Below are 22,507 nucleotides of genomic sequence, written 5' to 3'. Positions count from 1 at the left end.
AATTTTCGTTGATTTTAAGAATACTATTTCAGGGGCTTCCATGGCGCTCGACAAACTCGACCGCAAAATTCTCCAGCTTTTGCAAAAGGATGCCACGACGCCCGTGGCTGAAATCGGCCGCAAGGTCGGTCTTTCGACCACGCCTTGCTGGCGTCGCATCCAGAAAATGGAGGAAGAAGGGATCATCAAGCGGCGTGTCGCCGTGCTCGATCCAGAAAAGGTCAATGCGGGCGTCACCGTTTTCGTCGCGGTCAAGACCAACGAACACAACGATGCCTGGCTGCGCAAATTCGCAGCCGTTGTCGAGGATTTTACCGAGGTCGTCGAGTTCTACCGCATGAGCGGAGACGTCGATTACCTTCTGCGCGTGGTCGTGCCGTCCATTCAGGCCTATGACATTTTTTACAAGAAGCTGATCTCCAAGATCGCGCTTTCCGATGTCAGCTCGTCCTTCGCCATGGAGCAGATCAAATATACGACGGCCCTGCCGCTCGAATTTGCAGTGGTCGGGGATTAGAGCGCGTCCAGCAAAAGTGGAAACGGTTTTGCGGTTCGGACGCGCGACGAAACAAGGACTTAGATCAAGTCCGCGATTCGAAGAAAAGCGGATTTGATCTAGCCGCCGGTCACCGACATGTGCCGGCCGACAGCCGGGGCCGAGCGGCGCTCGATCACGAAATCATGGCCTTTGGGCTTGAGAACCATCGCGCGATCAAGCGCGGCATCGAGCCCCTCTGGTCCGCCCTCGCGCAAGGCGGCGCGTAGATCGACGCGGTCCTCCTGGCCCAGGCACATATAGAGCTGGCCCGTGCAGGTCAGCCGCACGCGATTGCAGCTTTCGCAGAAATTGTGGCTCAGCGGCGTGATGAAACCGATGGTGCCGCCGGTCTGTTCGACCCGCATGTATCGGGCCGGGCCTCCTGTGCGCTTGGCGATCGGGGTGAGTGTAAATCGCTCGGCAAGCCGATCGCGGACGGTACGCAGCGAAAGGTGGGTGTCCGCGCGATCGAAACTCACCTCACCGAGCGGCATTTCCTCGATCAGGGTCAGTTCGAACCCCTCCGAGTGGGCCCATTCGAGCATGGGCAGGATTTCGTCTTCGTTGACGCCTTTTATCGCCACCATGTTGAGCTTGACCGAAAGTCCCGCATCACGCGCCGCATAGATGCCATCAAGCACCTGGGGCAGGCGTCCGCGCCGCGTAATCGCTGTAAACTTTTCGCCATCGAGCGTATCGAGCGAGACGTTGACCCGGCGCATGCCCAGCTCGACCAGGCGCTCGGCATGCTTGGCGAGCTGGCTGCCATTGGTGGTGAGCGTCAACTCGTCGAGTTCGCCTTGCGCCAGATGGTTTTCTGAAAGCGATTCGATGAGTTTGATAATGTCACGGCGCACCAACGGCTCTCCGCCCGTCAGTCGAACCTTGCGGACCCCGCGCCTGACGAAGGCGCCGATAACCTCCTGGATTTCCTCGAAGCTGAGCACCTCGCTCTTGGGCAGGAAAACCATGTCTTCGCCCATGCAATAGGTGCAGCGGAAATCGCAGCGGTCGGTGACCGAAACCCGCAGGTAGGTGACATGTCGGCCGAAATTGTCGACGAGGGGGCGCTGGATCGCTTGATTTGTCATGGCACGAATATAGGCGCTATTGCCCTTCGCGGAAAGCCGCGCGTGTCGCTGGGATGTGAGCATCGACATTGGTAGCGTTGACAGATGCTCCGAACTGCCGTTCTAGAGGCAAAACCGGGAGATTTTGAACGTGAGTGAAGACCTTAAGCGCCAGGCGGCTCAAGCGGCCATGTCGGAAATTCGCTCGGGAATGCGGATCGGGCTCGGCACCGGCTCGACAGCCCGCCATTTTGTCGATTTGCTTGGCGCCGAGGTGGCAAAGGGCTTTGAATGTCTTTGCGTGCCGACATCGGAGGTGACTGCGGCGCAAGCGAAGGGGCTCGGCATTCCTCTGACCACGCTCGATGATATCGATAGTCTCGACGTTACCGTCGATGGCGCCGACGAGATCGATCGGAACTTCCAGCTCATTAAAGGCGGCGGCGGGGCGCTGCTGCGCGAAAAGATCGTGGCGGCGGCATCGGCGCGAATGATCGTGATCGCAGACGAAACCAAGCTCGTCGATACGCTCGGCAGGTTTGCGCTGCCCATCGAGGTCAATCTTTTTGGCCTCACCGCAACCGAAAGGGCGATTGCCGGCGTCATGGCCAGGTTCGACGCTCTGGGCGGGAAAACATTGCGGAAAAGAGCGGATGGCGAGACCTTTGTGACCGATGGCGGTCACTATATCGTGGACGCATCTTTTGGCCGTATTTCCGACGCAGAAGCTCTCTCTTCAGCGCTGCTCGAAATTCCTGGTGTCGTCCAGCACGGGCTGTTCATCGATTTGTGTTCCGACGCCTATCTTGCTACCTCCGGGGGGACGATTAAGCTCTCCGAGCATGTGAAATCATAACCCGCTCATATCAAGGGACCGTACGCAAAATGACCTTCCTGCCCACTCTGCGCCGGCTCGCTGCGGCGCTCATCTTGTCCGGCACCGCTCTAGTGGCGGCAGCTCCCGCCAATGCGCAACAGGAAATTTCGCCCGAGCATCTGGCAAAGGCGCGCGAATATGTGGACATGACTGATTCCGCCCAGCTCTATGAACGCACCCTCGTCGAGATGGGCTTGCGCGTCATGCGGCTGATGATCCAGGAAGACCCTTCGCTGCGCGATCCGCTGATCAACGCGCTGCAGACCGTGTATGACGGCTACCTGCTCGATCGCGATCCGCTCTACAATCAGTTCGCGCGCATCTATGCCATCCGCTTTTCGCTCGAAGAACTTGAACAGATTCTGGATTTCTACGGCACGCCGGTCGGCCAGAAGCTGCTGAGCCAGAATGCGGGCATCAACGAGGATCTCCAGTTGGCACTTGGCGTGTGGAGCCGCAACACCGGCAATGAGTTCCTCTCCAGGGTGCGCGCCGAGCTGCGCAACCAGGGATACAATGCCCCCGAGGTCGAGGCGCCGGCACCTGAGGAAGAGGAAGCCACGCCGCAATAAGGTTTGGCTCTTGACGTTTGGTTTTACCCCCGTCCGCCAGGACGGGGGTTTTTTTGTGTGCGCTGGGCGCCTATATCGTTTCGTCAAAACACAGCAGCCGTGCGGGGTCCCATGGGCGAGAAGTTTGATTTGGTCGTGATCGGTGGCGGGTCGGGGGGCGTACGTGCGGCGCGGGTTTCCGCCCAATTGGGGGCCAAGGTCGCAATCGTGGAAGAATATCGCTACGGAGGCACCTGTGTCATTCGTGGCTGTGTTCCCAAGAAACTTTTCGTTTATGCGTCGCGCTTTGGCGACCTCTTCGACGTGGCTCCGAGCTTTGGCTGGACGGTCGACGCATCGTTCGACTGGCCAACACTGCTGGCCAACAAGGACAGGGAAATCGGCCGGCTCGAAAAAATATATGAAACGATGCTCGATGGTTCTGGCGTGACGACGTTCAAGGCCCGCGCCACCATAACCGGCCCGAATGCGGTCAGGCTGTCGACTGGTGAGGAACTGGAAGCCGAGCGAATTCTGCTCGCCACCGGCGGCGCCCCTTTCAAGCCCGATATCGAAGGCAGCGATCTCGGCATCACATCGAACGAAGCCTTCCACCTCGAAAGTTTGCCAAGGACGATTTTGATTGAGGGCGGCGGATATATCGCTGTGGAGTTCGCGACGATCTTTGCCGGTCTTGGCGTTGATACGACGCTGGTCTATCGCCGGGACAAGATTCTGCGGGGTTTCGATCACGACGTGCGCGATGGCCTCGAAGACGCGTTGCGGGAGCGCGGCGTGCGGCTCCGTTACGGCTACCACATCTCGAAGCTGCGCAAGGACGGGGAGGGTATCTGCGTCTCGTTTTCCCACGACGAGGAAGCAACCTTTGATAAGGTCATGTTCGCCACGGGCCGCCACCCCAATACCGCAGACCTTGGCCTCGAGGCAGCTGGGGTCCAGCTTGACCAGGCCGGCGCGGTCGTTGTCGACGAATATTCCCGGTCCTCAGTGCCCTCAATCTATGCGGTGGGGGATGTGACGGGCCGAGCGGCCCTGACACCGGTGGCGATCAGGGAAGGGGCGGCGTTCGCACAGACCGTTTATAACAACACCCCGACCACCGTGCCCTATCAGTTGATCCCCACTGCGGTGTTTTCCGAACCCGAAATCGGAACGGTGGGAATGAGCGAGGAAGCCGCCGCCGAGCATTGCCGTTCCATCGATATCTATATCGCCCGCTTCCGCCCGATGATGAATACGCTGTCTGATCGGCAGGAAAAAATGCTGCTCAAGCTCATCACCGAAACCGATACCGGCCGGATTTTGGGCTGTCATATCCTCGGACCGGGAGCCGGTGAGATGATCCAGCTCGTTGCCATTCCTCTGGGCATGGGTGGGACAATGGCCGATTTCAATCACGCCATTGCCGTACACCCGACGGCAGCGGAAGAGCTGGTGACCTTCAAGTCACCCAGCTATCGTGTGGTCGATGGCGAAAAGTGCAATCCGTAATCCACGCGCGGGCAGGTCGCGTTGTTCGACCATAGAATACTTGGCATAGGGGGCGGTAATTGGTAAACCGCCGGACCTTCCCGGCTACTCGGGAAGGCGAACCATTTATTAAGCGAGTGAAACGATGAGCACGTGGACACCTGACAGTTGGAGGACGAAACCGATCCTGCAGGTCCCGACCTATCCGAGCCAGACAGAGCTTGAATCGGTCGAGGCCCGGCTCGCTTCGTTTCCCCCCTTGGTTTTTGCAGGCGAGGCGCGCGACCTCAAGGCCAATCTGGCCGAGGTTGCGGCCGGTCGCGCCTTCCTGTTGCAGGGCGGCGATTGCGCCGAGAGCTTTGCCGAGCACCATGCCGACCATATCCGCGATTTCTTCCGTGTTTTCCTGCAGATGGCCGTGGTTCTGACTCATGGTGCGTCCAAGCCGGTGGTCAAGGTTGGTCGGATTGCCGGCCAGTTTGCCAAGCCCCGTTCGGCCGATACCGAAACCATCGATGGCGTGGAACTGCCCTCCTACAGGGGCGATATCATCAACGGGATTGATTTCACGCCCGAGGCGCGCATCCCCGATCCCAATCGCCAGCTCGAGGCCTACCGGCAGTCGGCGGCGACGCTCAATCTGCTGCGTGCGTTTTCTGCCGGCGGCTTTGCCAATCTCTCGCGCGTTCACGAATGGACAATGGGCTTCGTCAAGGACTCCAATTGGTTTCCCCGTTACGAGGAAGTCGCCCAGAAGATCGACGATGCCATTGAGTTCCTTGGCGCTCTTGGGCTGAGCCCCGAAAATACGCCCGTGCTGCGGGAAACCAAGTTCTTCACCTCCCACGAGGCGCTGCTGCTTGGCTACGAGCAGGCCATGACGCGTCGGGATTCGATCACCAATGATTGGTACGCCACGTCGGGCCACATGATCTGGATCGGGGATCGCACCCGCAACCCCGACCATGCCCATGCCGAGTATTTCCGTGGTATCCACAATCCGATCGGCGTGAAATGCGGCCCATCCATGTCGTCCGATGATTTGAAACGGCTCATGGACGTCCTCAACCCCAAGGACGAGGCGGGTCGCCTGACGTTGATTGCGCGATTTGGCTCCGACAAGGTCCAGGAGCACCTGCCGCGCCTTATTGAAACGGTCAAGTCCGAGGGTCGCACTGTCGTCTGGTGCTGCGACCCTATGCACGGCAACGTCATAAAGGCCTCGTCGGGCTACAAGACGCGCCCGTTCGATCGTATCCTTTCCGAGGTGAAGTCGTTCTTTGACATTCACCGCGAGCTGGGCACGGTCGCCGGTGGCGTCCATGTGGAGATGACCGGCCGCGACGTTACCGAATGCACCGGCGGCGTATCGGCGGTGACCGAAGCGTCTCTGTCGGACCGCTACCACACCCATTGCGACCCGCGCCTCAACGCCAGCCAGGCACTTGAGCTTGCCTTCCTCATCGCCGAGGAAATGCATGGCCAGCGGACCAATGGACCGGCTAAGGCTGTCGGTTATTGAGATCGCCCAATACTGTTGAACGGGAAAAGGCGCTGTTGATGAACAGCGCCTTTTGTTTATCCATTTAGCCAACATTAACCCTAACGGGCCCATAACCAAGACGAATGAAACTGTATCGCGTCGTTCGGAGGGCTCAATGTCGCGTCTTCTCACAGGTCTTGCCGTGGGCCTTTTGTCTGCCGCTGCCAGCGGGCAGGTCGCGGCCGCCGATTGGGGCGTTCCGCAGGAACCGGTTTTCAAGCCCGCCTATCCCGTCGATATGATGCCTTATGAAGACAGCCTCGATTTCGAGGCTGGAATTCGGTACTTCTACGGCATGGGTGGGCAACGTGCGACCTTTGGTGGGGGCGCAGACTATACCGCCGACGATGCGAGCCATTTCATTGAATTTCATGGGCGTATCAACGACCATTCAACCAACACATATGTAGTTGGCAATATCGGCTATGCCGCGGTTATCGATGGCACATACGAAACCCCGCTAAGTGGCGAGTTATCTACAGATTCTGGACGCATCGCTTATGGCGGAGCGGACTTCGGCTATCTGCCGTTCAAGGCCGAGTCCATAGGGCTCGGTGCTTTCATCGGCTATCAATATCTCAATGAATCCATCGACATGGGCCGCTCCGAGTTTTACACGCCTTCCGGTGGTCTGGACAGCGAGCAGAACCTCCTCGAGGTGCATGGTTTGCGGCTCGGCGTCACGGCGCAGGCCGATGTCAATGACCAGTTCGATGTGCGGATCGACGCTGCCGCCATTCCCTACGCCTCGCTGTCCGGCATTTATGGCCCGTTCGGCGCTAGTGTCGACGGCATAAATCCAGGACTTGGTTCTGCCGCCCGTATTTCGGGTCATTTGTACGGTGGCGCCGCAGAGGCGATGGTCGGGTTCAAGGCGACCGACAATATTAAAATCCGCGCAGGAGCAAGAGGCTACTATCTGACTGGCCCCACCGAAACCTACTACGAAACCAGAAACGCGGATGGTAGCAATGGTCAGGGCTACGTCGTCGAAGGCGACATCGAACTGATGCGCTGGGGTCCGTTCATCGAACTGACCGGCACCTTCTAGAATCTCAGCCATCTGATCACGGCCGAGCCGGGCGGTTTTCGCAGCCCGTCTTTGTTGTGCGCCGCCTTGCCCTCGGCCGCCGTGCACTATAAGTCTGGCGCGCTTCTCATGACTGCCGGACATAGAATTTCGTGACCGATACGCTCCGCATTGCTCTCGCCCAACTGAACCCCAGGGTCGGCGCGATCGCCGAAAATCTCGCAACAGCGCGCCAGGCGCTAGCAGAGGCCGAGGCGGCGGGCGCCGACATTTTGATGTTCACCGAACTCTACCTCACCGGATATTTCCCTGAGGATCTGTTGTTCAAGCACCAGTTCGTAACCGAGGCGATGGAGGCCGCGCGCGCGCTTGCGCGCGAGACGAAAGGGCTAAACGTCTCGGTCCTGCTACCCACTGTCTGGAGCACGGACGGAAAGCTCTACAACAGCGTTGTCCTTGCCGAGGACGGGGCGATCATCGACCGGCGGAACAAGGTCGAGTTGCCCAATGACGATGTATTTTACGAAAAGCGCTATTTCACCGCCGGTGATTTGCCCGAACCGATAACCATCAAGGGACTGTCGGTGGGCGTTCCGATCTGCGAGGACGTTTGGCATCCGCTGGTTTGCAGCGCGCTCGCCCAGAGCGGTGCCGAAATTCTTCTTTGCCCCAACGGCTCACCCTATTGGCGCAACAAGCAACGCCTACGGCTCGAACTGGTCCGCCAGCGCGTCGAGGAAACCGGATTACCCATACTCTATTCCAACCAGATTGGCGGACAGGACGAACTGGTCTTCGATGGTGCGAGCTTCGGAATCAATCCCGACGGCTCCATGGCCTTCCAAGGCAAGAGCTTCGTGCCAGACATGGTGCTTTCGGACTGGCAGAAAGGGGAGAGCGGCTGGCATTGTGTCGAGGGGCATGTGACCGAACTGGTGCCCGTCAATGAAGCGCCGTGGCACGCGGCGATGCTCGGGCTTCGGGACTATGTGCACAAGAACGGTTTCAAATCGGTCGTCATGGGGCTGTCGGGAGGCATAGATTCCGCGGTGGTCGCGGCACTGGCCGTCGATGCACTGGGTGCCGAAAACGTCCACTGCCTGATGCTGCCTTATCGCTACACATCGGAGGCCAGCCTGCGCGACGCAAAAGCGTGCGCCGAAACGCTCGGGGTCCGCTACGATATCGTGCCGATCGGCGCCCCGGTCGACGCGGTCAATGAAAATCTTGCCAAAGTATTCGAGGGCCGCGCTCCCGATATCACCGAGGAAAACCTTCAATCGCGCATGCGCGGCACCATTTTGATGGCGGTCTCCAACAAGTTGGGCTCGCTGCTGATTACCACGGGCAACAAGTCCGAGATGGCGGTTGGCTACGCCACGATCTATGGCGACATGAACGGCGCCTACAACCCGATCAAGGACATGCTCAAGATGCAGGTCTATGGGCTGGCCGAATGGCGCAATTCCTACTATCCGACCGACGTGCGCGGGCCAGCGGGCGTGGTCATCCCCCCCGAGATTATTTCCAAGGCGCCAAGCGCCGAATTGCGGCCCGACCAGACCGATCAGGATTCCCTGCCGCCCTATCCGGTGCTCGATGCGATCATCGAGGCTCTGATCGAAGAGGAATTGTCGCTGGCCGAAATCGTTGCAAAGGGGTTCGATGCAGACCTGGTCAAACGCATCGAGCGGCTGATCTATGTCGCCGAGTTCAAGAGGCGCCAGTCGGCCCCCGGACCCAAGCTCACGGCCAAGGCATTCGGTATTGGGCGGAAATACCCGATCACTTCGGGGTATCGTGACGGGAGCATCGCAAAATGAATGTTGTCGTTCGCTATGCGCCCTCGCCGACGGGCCGCCTGCATTTGGGCAATGCCCGCCCGTTGATCCTCAACTGGCTGTTCGCGCGCAAGAATTCGGGCAAGTTCATCCTGCGTTTTGACGACACCGACACGGCTCGCTCAACCGAAGCGTTTGCAAAGGGCATCGAAGCCGACCTCGATTGGCTGGGCATCTTGCCCGACATCAAGGTGCGCCAGTCAGATCGGCTCGATCTCTATGATGTCGCACGCGACAGACTGATCGCCGACGGGCGGCTCTATCCGGCCTATGAAACTGCCGATGAACTTGATCGAAAGCGCAAGCGCGCCCGCGCCCTGGGCCGCCCGCCGATCTACGATCGCGCCGCGCTCGGCCTGACGGACGAGGACAAGGCGAAGTTCGAGGCCGAAGGTCGTAAGCCTCATTGGCGGTTCAGGCTCGACGGGCGCGCCGTGAACTTTGACGACCTCATCAAGGGCAATCAGACGGTCAATACCAGTTCGATGTCGGACCCCGTGGTGATCCGCGAGGACGGCAGCTATCTCTATACCTTCACCTCGGTCGTCGATGATATCGATATGGGCGTCACCCATATCATCCGCGGCGAGGACCACGTCTCCAACACCGGGACGCAGATCGAGCTTTTTGAGGCGCTCGGGGCGCCAGCGCCTGTTTTCGGGCATCATAACCTTCTGACCGATTCTGAAGGTCAGGGGTTTTCCAAGCGGCTCGGTTCGCTCTCGCTCGGCCAGTTGCGTGAAGACGGCTACGAGCCGCTGGCGGTTGCCATAATGGCGTCGATCACCGGCACCTCTCTGCCGGTTGAGCCCTATCCCGACCTTGATTCCATTGCTGAAAGGCTTGAGTTCTCGATGATCTCGCACGGCTCGGCGCGCTTTGATCCCGCAGAGCTTGAAACCCTCAATGCGCGCCTCGTTCATGCAATGGATTTTGCGGCGGTGCACGACCGGTTGGGTCCTGTCGAGGGCCTGACCGAAGCGGCGTGGCTCGCGCTACGCGAAAACGTCTCAAGGCTGTCGCAGGTTGTCCCGCTCTACCAAGAGGTGGTTGTCAATGCCACGCCAATCGTGGCGGACGAAGACAGGGACTTCATCGCTCTGGCTCGGGAAACCTTGCCCGACGAGCCCTGGGACGAAACCACGTGGGGGCAGTGGACGGGCCTTCTCAAGGAAAAGTCGGGCCGCAAGGGTAAGACACTTTTCCTGCCGCTGCGTCTGGCACTGACCGGCAGGCACGAAGGCCCCGAGCTTAAGGCTCTTCTGCCGGTTCTGGGACGTAAGGCGTCTCTGGCCCGACTATCCTGACGGCCCTGTCGCCGAAATCAACGACCCGCATATCCGGCCCCTCAAGATCGGGCTGCTCAAAGGCCGGCTCGGCGGTGCCATCCTCCCTTGGGCGTGGGCGCGGCAACGGTACATAGACCAGATCCGCGACGACCGTTTCGATCTGCTGCGTCCCGCCGCGCGGGTCGGGCTGGGGCAGGGGGAATTCGAGGTCGCCGAACGCAATTACAGCCCGCGACTGCGCCCCCTGATCGTTAAGGGCGATCGTCCCGACCGTCTCACGGGTTTGACACGAACAGCTGGTATCGATCTCCTCGCGGAAGCGAAACGCATAGGACATTGACCGGTACGGCGTGCCCGAAAGCGAAATCATGTCTTCGGGCTCTTCCCCCGGATTTCGATATGAAAACAGGGCGACCTCGGTTCCCGGGCACATCTCATGGCACCGTATGGCGTCCTGGGCGACATAATCGTCGGTGGTCGAGAAGCTGATCGGCCAATAAAATCCATCGCAGGTACGCACGCATACGGTGCGGCGGGTTTGCTGTGTGCTCCACGGATTGTAGGAACCGTCGATATAGTCGTATCCGCCACCGAAAATGTTATCGAGAAGGCCGCCCCGCGTTCCCTCATTGCCGAAGGTGACGCCAGACTGGCCCGCGGCACAGTCGTAACGCTGATAATCGGCCATGACCTGTTGATAGTTCTGGGCCATTGTCTGGCCCTCGCGTGCCATCGAGGTCAGTTGTTCGACCTGGCTGCGGCCCAGTGTAATAGCCTGCGCGATCGACTGGCACTGACCCGATAATGCCTGTCCGGCATTGAGCAGCTGCTGGCAGCCCGATGCGCTCCACTGGTTCTCTGCCTGCCGCACCTCGACCTGTCGGTTCTGGAGTTCGCGCACAATGCCGTTAAAGCTCTGAAACATCTGGTTGCGCTCGATGCCGCGCAGAATCGCGGTGATCTGGCCGCAATTCTGATTCTGCGCCATCGCGGCGGACATGCCGGCAAAAATGAAGGCAAGAGATGCCAGAACCGCGATCAGCAGGCGCACTGACCCGGCAAAGGAACAACGAACTGAAATCATACCGTCCATGTGATGCCCGCTGCGATCATTGCGATCCGCTTATCAGGCTTTTGTATCAACGCAAGGCTTTAACTGTGCCAAGGTATGAGCCATCTTAGCCGCCAATGCCAATCACTTCCGGTCTTATCCACTCATGAAACTCGTCACGCTGCGCAACGGTCGTCCCGACGGACATCTGGTTATCGTCTCGAAAGATCTTGCCCGTTTCGCATCTGCGGGGCGTATAGCCTCCAATCTGCAGGGAGCACTCGACGAATGGGAGCGCTGTGCGCCGATTTTGCGCGCCGTCAGCGACCAACTCAACAATGGCGAGATTGCGGGGATGCCGTTCGATCCGCGCGAGGCACTGGCGCCCTTGCCGCGCGCTTACCAGTGGATCGACGGTTCAGGCTATATGGTGCATCTCGACCGGGTCCGCACCCTCAAGGGCAGCCGCGACGAGGAACTGCAGGACGAACGCCCCTTGATGTATCAGGGCGGCTCGGACAGTTTCGCGTCGCCCTCAGCACCGATTGTTGTGCCCGAAGACGGTCTCGCTGTTGATTTCGAGGCGGAGGTGGTCGTGGTCACCGGGCATGTGCCAATGCGCCCGAGCAGAGAGGATGCCAGTTCTGCCATTCGACTGGTCGGGATATGCAATGATGTTTCCCTGCGCCGCCTGGTTCTCAATGACCTCCAGAACGGGTTCGGGTTTTTCCATGCCAAGCCCGCGACCAGCTTCGCTCCGATCTTTGTGACGCCAGACGAACTGGGGGAGAGCTGGAAGGATAACCGCCTTCACCTGCGCGTGCGCATTCACGTCAACAACAGTCTTTATGGTCAGCCCAATGCGGGCAAGGATATGCGGTTCGATTTCGCCGATCTGATTGTTACCGCCGCGCAAACGCGCGAACTCGGTGTGGGCACCATCATTGGGTCCGGAACGGTTGCCAATGCTCACGACGAGATATTGCCTATCAAGCATGACGGCATAGGCTTCGGCTGCATCGCTGAAGCCAGAACGGCCGAAAAAGCCAAGATCGGCAAGGCCCGCACGCCGTTCCTGGCGCTTGGCGACGTTGTGCGGATCAATGCCGTGGACGGGGATAGCCGCTCGGTCTTCGGTTCGATCGAGCAAACAGTAAGGCTGCTGGAACCGCTTGGGTGATTACCGCGTCTTGCGTTCGAGCATCAGTTCCACTCCATCAAGAAACCGCTCCAGCGCGAATTTGAACGTGCAGTGCGGGTCGCCGACGCCATATTCCGCTCCGGCAACAGGGCCGACACGCGATGAGACGAGATAGGCGGCATAGCCACCACTCATCATCGCTCATGCCCGTGGCGTTGCGGACGGTCTTTTCTCGGGCCGCGTTGTGCGCCAATACATCTGCTACCAATCGGAAGGGCCACAGTAGCGGGCGCCGCGATATGGTTGAGCATCAAATCGTGCAACTCGGCCTTTGAGGGGACGTGGGTATAAAACGACATCGGCGAGATGCCCTCGGCGTCGGCGACCCGCCGCGTCCTCACCGCCTCTATGCCCTCGGCGTCAGCAATTTCGACGGCTGCCTGCACGATCTGTTCGAGCGCGATTTTAGGTTTGGGGGCCCGGCGCGGGGCCCTGCCACGTCCCCATAACAGCTCAAGCAGTTTTACCGGGTCGCCCCCCGACCGGCGATGTCCTGACCCATTCGTGCTCCAAAAACAGCTCTTTACGCGCACAATGGGATGACAAACCTTGTGCGGCGTACTGTATTAGACGCGGGGCCGCCGATTTTGGCGACCCTCTAAAACTTTCCGTGATCGGGATGGTCGCAGCGCGTCAGTCGTGCCAGTCTTGCCTATCGGAACACGGGCAGTGGTTCCGATCCATCCGGCCCCGGATGGAAGACACTTTCTGACTAACTCCAAGGTCTCCGTTCTGGGGGTGGCGTGTCGGCGCCGCCCCTATTTTCATGCTTGATTTGGCTATTGTTCCCGTCCATTGTGCGCGCCATGAAAACCAATGGCCTGACCTGCATTATTGGCTGCACCATTATCCGCTGACGTAAGGTTGGCGGCGCGGTTTTCATGTTCCCGGCACAAAGGAGTGGACCCGCTGCCAGCAGCGTCAATTCCTGCGCTTGGGGATCTCATTTTATGCCGTCGCAACAGCCGACCCTGAAACTTCACAACACGCTGACCCGCGCCAAACAGGACTTTGTCCCCATCGATCGGGCCAATGTGCGCATGTATGTGTGCGGGCCGACGGTCTATGACTTCGCTCATATCGGCAATGCCCGCCCGGTCATCGTCTTCGACGTGCTGTTCCGCCTGCTGCGCCATCTCTACGGCGGCGATCACGTCACCTATGTGCGCAACATCACCGACGTCGACGACAAGATCAACGCGCGAGCGCTGCGCGACTATCCCGATCTGCCGCTCAACGAGGCGATCCGCAAGGTGACCGAGAAGACGGCAACCCAGTTCGAAAAGGACGTTGCGGCGTTGGGGTGCCTGCAGCCTTCCGTCGAACCGCGCGCCACCGAGCACATTGCGGGCATGATCGCTATCATCGAGCGACTGATTGCCAAAGGGCATGCCTATGAGGCTGGCGGCGAAGTGCTGTTTCGCGTTGCCTCCATGGCCGACTACGGCAAGCTTTCGGGACGCAATCTCGAAGACAATATCGCCGGCGCGCGGGTGGCCGTCGAAAGCCACAAGGAAAACCCCGCCGATTTCGTTCTCTGGAAAGCCTCTAATGACGATGAGCCGGGCTGGGACAGCCCGTGGGGTCGCGGCCGTCCAGGGTGGCACATCGAATGCTCGGCCATGAGCGAGGCCTTTCTGGGTGAGACCTTCGACATTCACGGTGGCGGGCTGGACCTGATCTTCCCCCACCATGAAAACGAAATCGCCCAGTCCCGCTGCGCTCACGGTAAGGACGTGATGGCCAATTACTGGATGCATAACGGCTATCTTCAGCTCGAGGGCCGCAAGATGAGCAAGTCCGAAGGCAATTTCGTCACCATCCACGACCTGCTGGAAACCGAAAAATTCGGCGGCCGCAAATGGCCGGGCGAAGTTCTGCGGCTGGCAATGCTGATGACCCATTATCGCGAGCCGATCGATTTCTCGGTGGCGCGGCTGGAGGAAGCAGAGAACAAGCTGGCAGGCTGGCAACGTGCCGCGCGGGCCGGGAAAGAAACTGCACCGGACGCGGCCACAATTGCCGAATTGGCCGACGATCTCAATTTTTCCCGCGCTTCGACGGTCCTTGACACCATGGCGCGCAAGGCAAACCGTGGAACGGAATCTGCTGCCCATTGCCTCGCTGAGACCTTGAAATTCTTCGGGTTTTCGACCGACAGCTTGCTTAAGTCCGACGAGGGGGAGGCATCCGACATCCTGGGACGGATTGAGGCTCGGTTGAGCGCTTTGAACGCCAAGGATTTCGCCACCGCCGACACCATCCGCAACGATTTGCTGGGCCAGGGCATCCAGTTGATGGACTACAAGGACCCGGAAACCGGCGAACGCCGCACCAAATGGGAGGTCAAGCGATGAGTGCGATCGAAGCCAGCGAAACATTGACCGGCGGGTGCCAGTGCGGAGCTGTGCGCTTTGCCACCAAACTGGTCGGGCGCGGTTCCATCTGCCATTGCCGTATGTGCCAGAAGGCGTTCGGGAGCTTTTTCGGTCCCCTTGTCACGTCCCATGACGGGCACTGGACGCGGGGTGAGCCGAAATGGTTTCAGTCATCCGATGCCGCCCGTCGGGCGTTTTGCGGCGATTGTGGAACCCCGCTCGCCTATGAAACCAAGTTCGGGCTGGAACTGGCCATAGGCACGTTCGACGAACCCGAGAAGGTGCCGCCGGAAATTCAGGTTAATCTGAACGACAGGGTGTCCTTTTTTGAAGGTCTGTCCACCCTGCCGGTCCGCGAGACGACCGATGAATGGCGCGATTTTATGTCGGGTATTCATTCCAACCAGCATCCCGATCACGATACGGAATCCTGGCCGCCAAAGGAGGAAACACTATGAACCGCATGGACATGGAGGTCAGCGGTGGCTGCCAATGCGGCGCCGTGCGCTATCATTCCACTCAGATGCTCGACAATTCGCATCTATGCCATTGCCGCATGTGCCAGAAGGCCTCGGGCAGCATTTTTGCCGGACTGGTCGCGGCACCCGATGACACGCTGGTATGGACGCGGGGCAAGCCCGCAATCTGGCGCAGTTCGGAAAATGTCGAGCGCGGTTTTTGCGCCAATTGCGGAACGCCGCTGTTCTACCACGACGTCAATAACGGCCGCACCAATCTCTTGATCGGCTCGCTCGACAACCCGAGCGCATTCCCTCCGGGAGCCAACACCGGTACGGAAGGGGCGGTGTCCTGGTTTTCGACAATTACATCCATCGAAGATGGTGGCGCAACCGAGACCGGCCGCGAGGCCTGGGCCTCAGCGATCAGGGCGACCAACCATCAGCACCCCGACCACGACACGCCCGATTGGCAGGCCAGGCCGAGGCAGCAATGAGTGAGGTGATGGCCGTTGGGAGGAACATGCGGCCAGCACCTGTACCGACCTCGACATTGATCCACGGCCTTAAGGGAGGAGCCATATGAACATGATCGACCATTTCGGATTGACGGTTGCTGACTATCAGATGTCGCGCGATTTCTACGATACGGTGCTTGCAACGCTCGGCTATGGGCGCATGCAGGAGTTTGAGATTCCAGGCGGCATGATCGCCGGCTATGGGGATGGGAAACCCGATTTCTGGGTGCAGTCGGGCGGCCGTTGTACCGGAAAGCTGCATATCGCTTTCGCCGCGAAATCGCGGGCGGACGTTGATGCGTTTTATCGGGCCGCACTTGACGCCGGTGCGCGTGACAATGGTCCGCCGGGCATCCGCGAAATCTACCACCCCAACTACTACGGCGCCTTCGTCTTCGACCCCGACGGCCACAATATCGAAGCGGTCAGCCACGCGTCCGCCTGACATTTTTTGGAAAAGCATCAAGCCTCAGCCATGATCAAAGAACGCCTTTACCTTTTCGACACCACGCTGCGCGATGGAGCCCAGACGACAGGCATCGAGTTCTCGCTTGAGGACAAGATCGCAATTGCCCGGCTTCTCGACGGGCTGGGCGTTGACTATGTCGAGGGAGGGTATCCGGGCGCCAATGTGGTCGATACGGCGTTCTTCGCACAAAAGCGCACAATGGCGGCGCAGTTCGTCGCCTTTGGCATGACCAAGCGGGCGGGACGATCTGTGGAGAACGATCCTGGCGTCGCCGATCTGATAAATTCCAGCGCCGATGCGGTCTGCTACGTTTCCAAGGCGTGGGATCACCAGGTCAAGCTGGCGCTTGGAATATCGACCAAGGAAAATCTCAAGAGCCTTGCCCAGAGTGTGCGGGCGGCCATCGACGCCGGCAAGCAAGCCTTTGTCGATTGCGAGCACTTTTTCGATGGCTACAAGGCCAACCGTGCCTATGCGCTCGATTGCGTGAAAACCGCGCTCGAGGCCGGCGCGCGCTGGATCGTTCTATGCGACACCAATGGCGGCACGATGCCTTCCGAGGTCGAAGAGATCGTAGCCGATGTCTTGACCATTGCTCCGGGCGGCAAGCTTGGCATTCATGCCCATGACGATACCGGGCAGGCTGTCGCCAATACGCTTGCCGCGGTCAGGGCAGGTGTGCGCCAGATCCAGGGCACACTGAACGGTCTCGGCGAGCGGTGCGGCAACGCAAATCTGGTCACGCTGATCCCCACGCTGGTGCTCAAATCGGTGTTTTCCGACCGGTTCGAGACGGGCGTCACGACCGAGAAGCTGGAAACGCTGACTCATGTCTCCCGCGCCTTCGATGAAATTCTCAATCGCGGTCCCAACAGGCAGGCACCCTATGTCGGCGCTTCGGCCTTCGCCACCAAGGCCGGTATTCACGCGTCCGCTATTGCCAAGGACCCATCGACCTATGAGCACGTTACGCCGGCAAGTGTTGGCAACGAGCGGCTCATCATGGTCTCCCAGCAGGCCGGAAAATCGAACCTGCTGACGACCCTGAGGCGTTTCGGCATCGAAATGGCCAAGGATGATCCGCGGCTCGACAAGCTGCTGCGCCAGGTCAAGGAACGCGAGGCCCGGGGATATTCCTACGACGGGGCGGAGGCGTCGTTCTTCATGCTTGCCCATAAAATGCTGGGGACGCTGCCGAAGTTTTTCGACGTTACCAGTTATCGCACCGCCATCGAGCGCCGCCACAATGCCAAGGGCGAAATGGTCACGGTCTGCGAGGCGGTGTGCAAGATCGATGTGGATGGCGAAATTCTCATGTCGGTTGCCGAAGGAAACGGCCCGATCAACGCGCTCGATCTGGCAATGCGCAAAGATCTCGGGAAGTATTCGAACCGGATCGACGATCTCGAACTGGTTGATTTCAAAGTGCGTATCCTGGACGGCGGCACGGGCGCGGTCACCCGTGTGCTGATAGAGAGCCGGGACGATTCAGGTGAGCGGTGGTTCACCGTCGGCGTGTCCCCCAACATCATTGATGCCTCCTTTGAGGCCCTGTATGAGTCGTTTACCTATAAGTTGATGAAGACGGCATAGCCGTTATAGTTCAAAAGACTGCTTTTAGCGCACGAATCGCAGACATGGCCGATGCGGCGGCCGGGAAACATTTACGGAGGCTCCACTGGCCGGTCCCCTTTCTCCTATCGTTCTCGCAGTCGGCGCGGCCGCAGCGACCGTAGTCGTTACAATAGGCGTGATCGCCGGTCCGGGTACGATTGCCTGCGTTCAGCGCGGCGATTTTCCGATTTGCATGAACGAGACCTTCTTCGGTGGATCGGCGGCGGCAGGTGACGACGATACCGTGCAGCAAGTGGCCGGCGCCTCGGGAGCACAAGAAGCGGTTTCTGGCAGCGCCCCGGGCGTTGACTTCACCGAGACGGTGGGAAGCCAGGAAACGGCGACGAGCGTATCGGAGGCAGTAATGCCGGCCTTTGGCCTCGTGCGCGTCGAGCCTGACGGCTCGGCGGTGATTGCCGGAAGCGCAACGCCTTCGGGTGAAGTCCGCATTTTCGCCAATGACGACCAGATCGGCGCTGAGACGGTGATGCCTTCAGGCGATTTCGCATTCGTGACCGATGCTCCGCTGCCGACCGGCGGCGTGGAGCTTCGCATTCTCGATGTTGAGACGGACCGGTTTTCCGACACCTCGGTGGTCGTGGTGGTTCAGGATGATCGGACCAGCGAACCGCTGGTCATTGCATCGGCACCTGGCGAGGCAAGCGAAATATTGCAGGGACTCGATAGCCCGGCTCCTGAGGCGGTCATTGCTGAGAACACCCCGGACGAACCGGCGGCGGAGCCAGGACCGCAAACTATGGCGGTCGCCGAAGCCGAGATGGCAAGCCCGGTCGCCGAGGCCCCCGGTGAAAGCACCGCGGAACCGGAAATCGCGGCCCCCGTCGAGCGGGAAGCAGAGGCCGTGCAACCTTCGGCGGTGGGCGACGATGCGGAGCAAACGATTGCGGCCATCGATGAAGAGGTCGAGAGCCAGGTGGCCGGCGATGACGAAGTAGCGAGCGCGTCTTCTGTTATCGTAACGAGCGAGGCTGAATCCGACGAGCCGGCGGCTAGCGCCGTCCAGCCGCCGGCAGCCCAGCAAGAGAGCTCCGCTCCCATTGCAGAGCAACCAGCTTCAGCGCCTGCCAATAGCGTTCTGGACGAGGAAGAAGACGCCGTGGCGAGCGCAGCTCCTGCTATTGCTTCTGTTGACGATGACGGCGATGCCGAAATCGTCTCAAACAATGCGCCAGCTACACAGGATGAGGCGCCCATCTCTGCCGCTCCGCCCGCTGATGCTGCGGTCGCCGCTTCCGGTTCAGCTAGCGCTGCCGCCGCACTCGAGTCCGAAGACGATACAGTATTCCCGGCAGCGCCTGCTGATGACGCAGAATCCGCAAACGAAACCGTGGCGGCACCTTCAGTGTCCTCCAGCGCTGCGGTGGAACCTGGGGAAAACAACGCCGAGAGTTCCCTCGCTTCGGCCCAGCCGACGGTGGAGTCCGGTCCTCAGGACCCGATTGCCGCTCCGACAATCGACGCCGTCGAGATCGATGGCGATCGCAACTTCTTTGCAGGTGCGGGCGAGGATGGTTTCAATGTCCGGCTTTATGTCGACAACGAGGTTGTGGGCTCTACCGAAGTCAGCGAGGGCAGATGGCTCATTGAAGCGATCGACGTGCTTGATCGGGGAAGCCAGCGCATTCGGATCGATATGCTCGCCGACGACGGATCAGTCGTCGCCCGGGCCGAGGTCGATTTCGTCCTCGATCTGCCTGCGGCGGCGGACGAGGAAATCGTGGTTGCCGACCAAGGCGATATAGAGGTGGAAACCCCTGGCTCTGTGGAAACCCCTGGCTCTGTTGAAACCCCTGGCTCTGGCGAAGACCAGAGCGCTCAGGCACCGGTGGAAGCGCCCGCCGATACGCCGGTTGCGCAGACGCCTGCAACTCCGGAAGTGGTCGAGCCTGCAATAAGCCCCGAACCGGCCGCGCCAGCGCAATCTGTCCAGCCCGAAACCGCCGTTCCGACATTGGTTGGGGTCGGCGATGGTGAACGGGCGGCTACGGGCCTGGTCATTATCCGGCAGGGCGACAACCTTTGGACAATCGCTCGCCGGGTCTATGGGGAGGGCATTCGCTATACGCAGATATTCGAGGCCAACACCGACCAGATTCGTAATCCCGACCTCATCTACCCCGGGCAGGTTTTCGATCTGCCCGGCACCGATGAAGTAATCGGCGAAGTCGATGAAGGGGCCAGTCAATAACAGCTTTTGTCGAGGGCGGGCTGCTTCGCCCGACCGCAGCCAGTGCAGCCTTGTGTCAATCGCGCTTTTCCTCTATCGTTAAACGACGATGGAAGCCGCAGCTATGCATGAAGACGATATTGCCGGATTGATGCGGGCCCTGGGGCATCCTGTTCGGCTGCAGATTTTGCGCATCTTGGCGCAGCGCGCGGAAAACTGCTGCTGCAACGATGTCACCGATTGTCTTTCACTTGCCCAGAGCACCGTTTCCCAGCATCTCAAGGTGCTGCTTGACGCTGGGGTAATCGAACGTCGTGCAAAGGGGACACGTAACAACTACTGCGTGCGTACCGACCGGCTTGCCGCCTTCAACCGCGCCGTTAGTGACTATGTTTCCGGCCTGGATGTGTCGAGTCCGCACTGCGAACGTCAGACAGTCGAAGCGTCCTGACGCTTCTTTTCGGCATTCCATCGCCGTCCCTCCTCTATACTGGAGCTTTTTGATGGCCAGGGCGCCAAGATCAACCGTCAGCGCCGACGAAGGCGCCTTGTTTTCCACAGTGCGCAATCTTTGGGGTTATATGTGGCCAGCTGATCGGCCCGACCTGCGTATGCGGGCCGTTCTCGCAATCGGCGCCTTGCTGCTGGCAAAAGTGGCCAGCACGCTGGTGCCCTTTGCCTACAAAGGCATCATCGACTCGCTCGGCGTTTCCGGCCCGGACGCTGCGCTGTTGCTCGGGCTCTCCGTGCCCATCATCCTCGTTATCGCCTATGGCGTGGGCCAGATCGTCGATACCGGGTTCCAGCAATTGCGCGATATCCTGTTTGCCTCGGTGGGCCAGAACGCTGTGCGCCAACTCGCCTATCGCACGTTCACGCATGTGCATCGGCTATCGCTCCGGTTTCATCTGCAGCGCAAGACGGGCGGGCTGAGCCGCGTCATTGAACGCGGCACGAAGGGCATCGAGACCATCGTCCGGTTCACAATGCTCAACACGGCGCCCACACTTGTCGAGTTCGTAATTGTGGGGGTGATCTTCGGCTGGCTGTTCGGTATCGCCTATGTGCTGGTTCTCGCCGCTGTCGTTGTTCTCTATATGGTTTTCACAGTGCGGGCATCCAATTGGCGCATTGCCATTCGCCGGGACATGAACGAGAGCGACACGGACGCGAACGCCAAAGCCATCGACAGCTTGCTCAATTTCGAGACGGTCAAGTATTTCGGCAATGAGGCGCTCGAGGCCAACCGTTTCGACAGGGCCATGTCGGGCTACGAGCGCGCCGCCATTCGCATCTGGACATCGCTGGGCTGGCTCAATTTCGGGCAGGGGGTCATCTTCTGGATCGGGATGATTGCCCTCTCGGTCATGTCGGCGCTCGCCGTTATGCGCGGTGAGTTGACGGTCGGTGATTTTGTGCTGCTCAACACCTTCATGATGCAGATATATAGGCCGCTCAACCAGATCGGATTCGTCTATCGCGAAATACGTCAGGGACTGGCCGACATCGAGGCGATGTTCCGGCTCCTCGATCAGAATCCGGAGATTGAGGATAAGCCAGGCGCCGGGCAGCTTGAAATCGACGGGCCGGTCCTTGCTTTCGAGAACGTCCATTTCCACTATGATCCCGATCGCCCCATTCTCAAGGGCGTGAGCTTTGAGGTGCCGGCAGGAAAGACCATCGCGGTCGTGGGGCCGTCGGGCGCCGGCAAATCGACGATCTCACGGCTCATATACCGCTTCTACGATGTGATTTCAGGCAGAGTGACAATCGATGGCCAGGACGTTCGGGAGGTGACGCAGGCGTCGCTGCGAGCCGCCATCGGCATGGTGCCGCAGGATACTGTGCTGTTTAACGATACCATCGCTTACAATATTCGGTACGGACGTCCCGATGCCACCGACGAGGAGGTGCGCGACGCGGCCCGAATGGCCCAGATTGGCGACTTCATCGAAAGTTTGCCGCACGGCTATGAAACCCAGGTCGGAGAGCGTGGCCTCAAGCTCTCGGGTGGTGAAAAGCAGCGCGTTGCGATTGCCCGCACCATTCTCAAGGCGCCGCCCATCCTGATCCTCGATGAGGCGACATCGGCGCTCGATACCCATACAGAACGGGAGATTCAGTCCGCGCTCGATACAGTTGCCAGAGACCGTACGACGCTGGTCATCGCCCACCGACTATCGACTGTTGTTGACGCAGACGAGATTATAGTGCTTCGCGAGGGCGTAATTGCCGAGCGTGGCCGGCACAACGATCTGCTGGCCGGCAACGGGCTCTACGCGCAGATGTGGAACCGCCAGCGGGAGGCTGCCGAGGCCAGCGAGCGCTTGAGAGTGGCGCAAGAGGATCCCGAAGGGTTTGTGACGCGCAAGCCCGCTGAACAACCGGCGCAATAAAAAA

General features: G+C 59.8%; 21 protein-coding genes. 17 read left to right on the top strand and 4 right to left on the bottom strand.

Annotated elements, in window-relative coordinates:
- Positions 1 to 40: 40 nt before the first annotated feature.
- Entirely contained in the window at positions 41 to 517 is a 477-nt protein-coding gene (locus ACP148_RS10115; RefSeq protein WP_421950779.1) for an Lrp/AsnC family transcriptional regulator, read from the top strand.
- Positions 518 to 615: 98 nt separating this feature from the next.
- Here ACP148_RS10115 and moaA read toward each other — a convergent pair whose 3' ends face one another.
- On the bottom strand, positions 616 to 1,629 hold the full coding sequence (moaA, locus tag ACP148_RS10110; RefSeq protein WP_421950911.1) for a GTP 3',8-cyclase MoaA: 1,014 nt from the start codon (positions 1,627 to 1,629) through the stop codon (positions 616 to 618).
- 169 nt (positions 1,630 to 1,798) lie between these two features.
- On the opposite strand from moaA, the gene rpiA reads away from it, so the two are divergent.
- The 7 genes from rpiA (at position 1,799) to gltX (ending at position 10,248) form a co-directional block, all read left to right on the top strand.
- Positions 1,799 to 2,464 (top strand): ribose-5-phosphate isomerase RpiA, encoded by a 666-nt coding sequence (rpiA, locus tag ACP148_RS10105; protein WP_421950910.1) that lies wholly within the window; start codon positions 1,799 to 1,801, stop codon positions 2,462 to 2,464.
- Between the two features lie 29 nt (positions 2,465 to 2,493).
- Positions 2,494 to 3,057 carry a DUF2059 domain-containing protein gene (locus ACP148_RS10100; protein ID WP_421950778.1) on the top strand — a complete coding sequence of 188 codons (564 nt, stop codon included), beginning with the start codon at positions 2,494 to 2,496 and terminating at the stop codon, positions 3,055 to 3,057.
- A gap of 111 nt (positions 3,058 to 3,168) precedes the next feature.
- Positions 3,169 to 4,548, top strand: a complete 1,380-nt coding sequence (gene gorA, locus ACP148_RS10095; protein ID WP_421950777.1) for a glutathione-disulfide reductase — start codon at positions 3,169 to 3,171, stop codon at positions 4,546 to 4,548.
- A gap of 124 nt (positions 4,549 to 4,672) precedes the next feature.
- Positions 4,673 to 6,049, top strand: a complete 1,377-nt coding sequence (locus ACP148_RS10090) for a class II 3-deoxy-7-phosphoheptulonate synthase (RefSeq protein WP_421950776.1) — start codon at positions 4,673 to 4,675, stop codon at positions 6,047 to 6,049.
- A gap of 136 nt (positions 6,050 to 6,185) precedes the next feature.
- A complete protein-coding gene (locus tag ACP148_RS10085) occupies positions 6,186 to 7,121 on the top strand; it encodes a hypothetical protein (RefSeq protein WP_421950775.1) in 936 nt (311 codons plus the stop codon).
- A gap of 131 nt (positions 7,122 to 7,252) precedes the next feature.
- On the top strand, positions 7,253 to 8,923 hold the full coding sequence (locus ACP148_RS10080; RefSeq protein ID WP_421950774.1) for an NAD+ synthase: 1,671 nt from the start codon (positions 7,253 to 7,255) through the stop codon (positions 8,921 to 8,923).
- A complete protein-coding gene (gene gltX / locus ACP148_RS10075) occupies positions 8,920 to 10,248 on the top strand; it encodes a glutamate--tRNA ligase (RefSeq protein ID WP_421950773.1) in 1,329 nt (442 codons plus the stop codon). The genes ACP148_RS10080 and gltX overlap by 4 nt, the downstream gene beginning before the upstream one ends.
- Here the strand turns inward: gltX and ACP148_RS10070 are convergent.
- Entirely contained in the window at positions 10,193 to 11,323 is a 1,131-nt protein-coding gene (locus tag ACP148_RS10070; protein ID WP_421950772.1) for a DUF2865 domain-containing protein, read from the bottom strand. The two genes, gltX and ACP148_RS10070, sit on opposite strands and share 56 nt — an antisense overlap.
- Before the next feature lie 124 nt (positions 11,324 to 11,447).
- Between ACP148_RS10070 and ACP148_RS10065 the strand changes: the two genes are divergently transcribed.
- The gene (locus ACP148_RS10065; RefSeq protein ID WP_421950771.1) at positions 11,448 to 12,461 is read left to right on the top strand and encodes a fumarylacetoacetate hydrolase family protein; all 1,014 of its coding nucleotides are present in this window, start codon (positions 11,448 to 11,450) and stop codon (positions 12,459 to 12,461) included.
- Here ACP148_RS10065 and ACP148_RS10060 read toward each other — a convergent pair whose 3' ends face one another.
- Both ACP148_RS10060 and ACP148_RS10055 read right to left on the bottom strand, forming a co-directional pair.
- Positions 12,462 to 12,617 carry a hypothetical protein gene (locus ACP148_RS10060; RefSeq protein ID WP_425033473.1) on the bottom strand — a complete coding sequence of 52 codons (156 nt, stop codon included), beginning with the start codon at positions 12,615 to 12,617 and terminating at the stop codon, positions 12,462 to 12,464.
- Positions 12,617 to 12,823, bottom strand: a complete 207-nt coding sequence (locus ACP148_RS10055; protein ID WP_421950909.1) for a hypothetical protein — start codon at positions 12,821 to 12,823, stop codon at positions 12,617 to 12,619. The genes ACP148_RS10060 and ACP148_RS10055 overlap by 1 nt, the downstream gene beginning before the upstream one ends.
- Positions 12,824 to 13,363: 540 nt before the next feature.
- Here ACP148_RS10055 and cysS point away from each other — a divergent pair.
- The 8 genes from cysS (at position 13,364) to ACP148_RS10015 (ending at position 22,503) form a co-directional block, all read left to right on the top strand.
- Complete coding sequence (gene cysS, locus ACP148_RS10050; protein ID WP_421950769.1) at positions 13,364 to 14,839, top strand: cysteine--tRNA ligase; 1,476 nt, start codon at positions 13,364 to 13,366, stop codon at positions 14,837 to 14,839.
- Positions 14,836 to 15,318 (top strand): GFA family protein, encoded by a 483-nt coding sequence (locus ACP148_RS10045; RefSeq protein WP_421950768.1) that lies wholly within the window; start codon positions 14,836 to 14,838, stop codon positions 15,316 to 15,318. Before cysS ends, ACP148_RS10045 begins: the two co-directional genes overlap by 4 nt.
- Positions 15,315 to 15,815: a GFA family protein gene (locus ACP148_RS10040; protein WP_421950767.1), complete on the top strand. Its 501-nt coding sequence runs from the start codon at positions 15,315 to 15,317 to the stop codon at positions 15,813 to 15,815. Before ACP148_RS10045 ends, ACP148_RS10040 begins: the two co-directional genes overlap by 4 nt.
- Positions 15,816 to 15,906: 91 nt before the next feature.
- Positions 15,907 to 16,281, top strand: coding sequence for a VOC family protein (locus ACP148_RS10035; protein WP_421950908.1), 375 nt, complete (start codon positions 15,907 to 15,909; stop codon positions 16,279 to 16,281).
- A 30-nt stretch (positions 16,282 to 16,311) separates the two neighbouring features.
- Positions 16,312 to 17,898, top strand: coding sequence for a citramalate synthase (cimA, locus tag ACP148_RS10030; RefSeq protein ID WP_421950766.1), 1,587 nt, complete (start codon positions 16,312 to 16,314; stop codon positions 17,896 to 17,898).
- Between the two features lie 214 nt (positions 17,899 to 18,112).
- Complete coding sequence (locus ACP148_RS10025; protein WP_421950765.1) at positions 18,113 to 20,128, top strand: LysM peptidoglycan-binding domain-containing protein; 2,016 nt, start codon at positions 18,113 to 18,115, stop codon at positions 20,126 to 20,128.
- Positions 20,129 to 20,231: 103 nt separating this feature from the next.
- On the top strand, positions 20,232 to 20,558 hold the full coding sequence (locus ACP148_RS10020) for an ArsR/SmtB family transcription factor (RefSeq protein WP_421950764.1): 327 nt from the start codon (positions 20,232 to 20,234) through the stop codon (positions 20,556 to 20,558).
- 52 nt (positions 20,559 to 20,610) lie between these two features.
- On the top strand, positions 20,611 to 22,503 hold the full coding sequence (locus ACP148_RS10015; protein ID WP_421950763.1) for an ABCB family ABC transporter ATP-binding protein/permease: 1,893 nt from the start codon (positions 20,611 to 20,613) through the stop codon (positions 22,501 to 22,503).
- Positions 22,504 to 22,507: the final 4 nt, after the last annotated feature.

It is taken from the genome of Pelagibacterium sp. (genome assembly GCF_965249125.1).
Taxonomy (GTDB): domain Bacteria; phylum Pseudomonadota; class Alphaproteobacteria; order Rhizobiales; family Devosiaceae; genus Pelagibacterium.
Note: the sequence above shows the minus strand (reverse complement) of the source record. Positions and strands in the feature narration are given on the sequence as shown.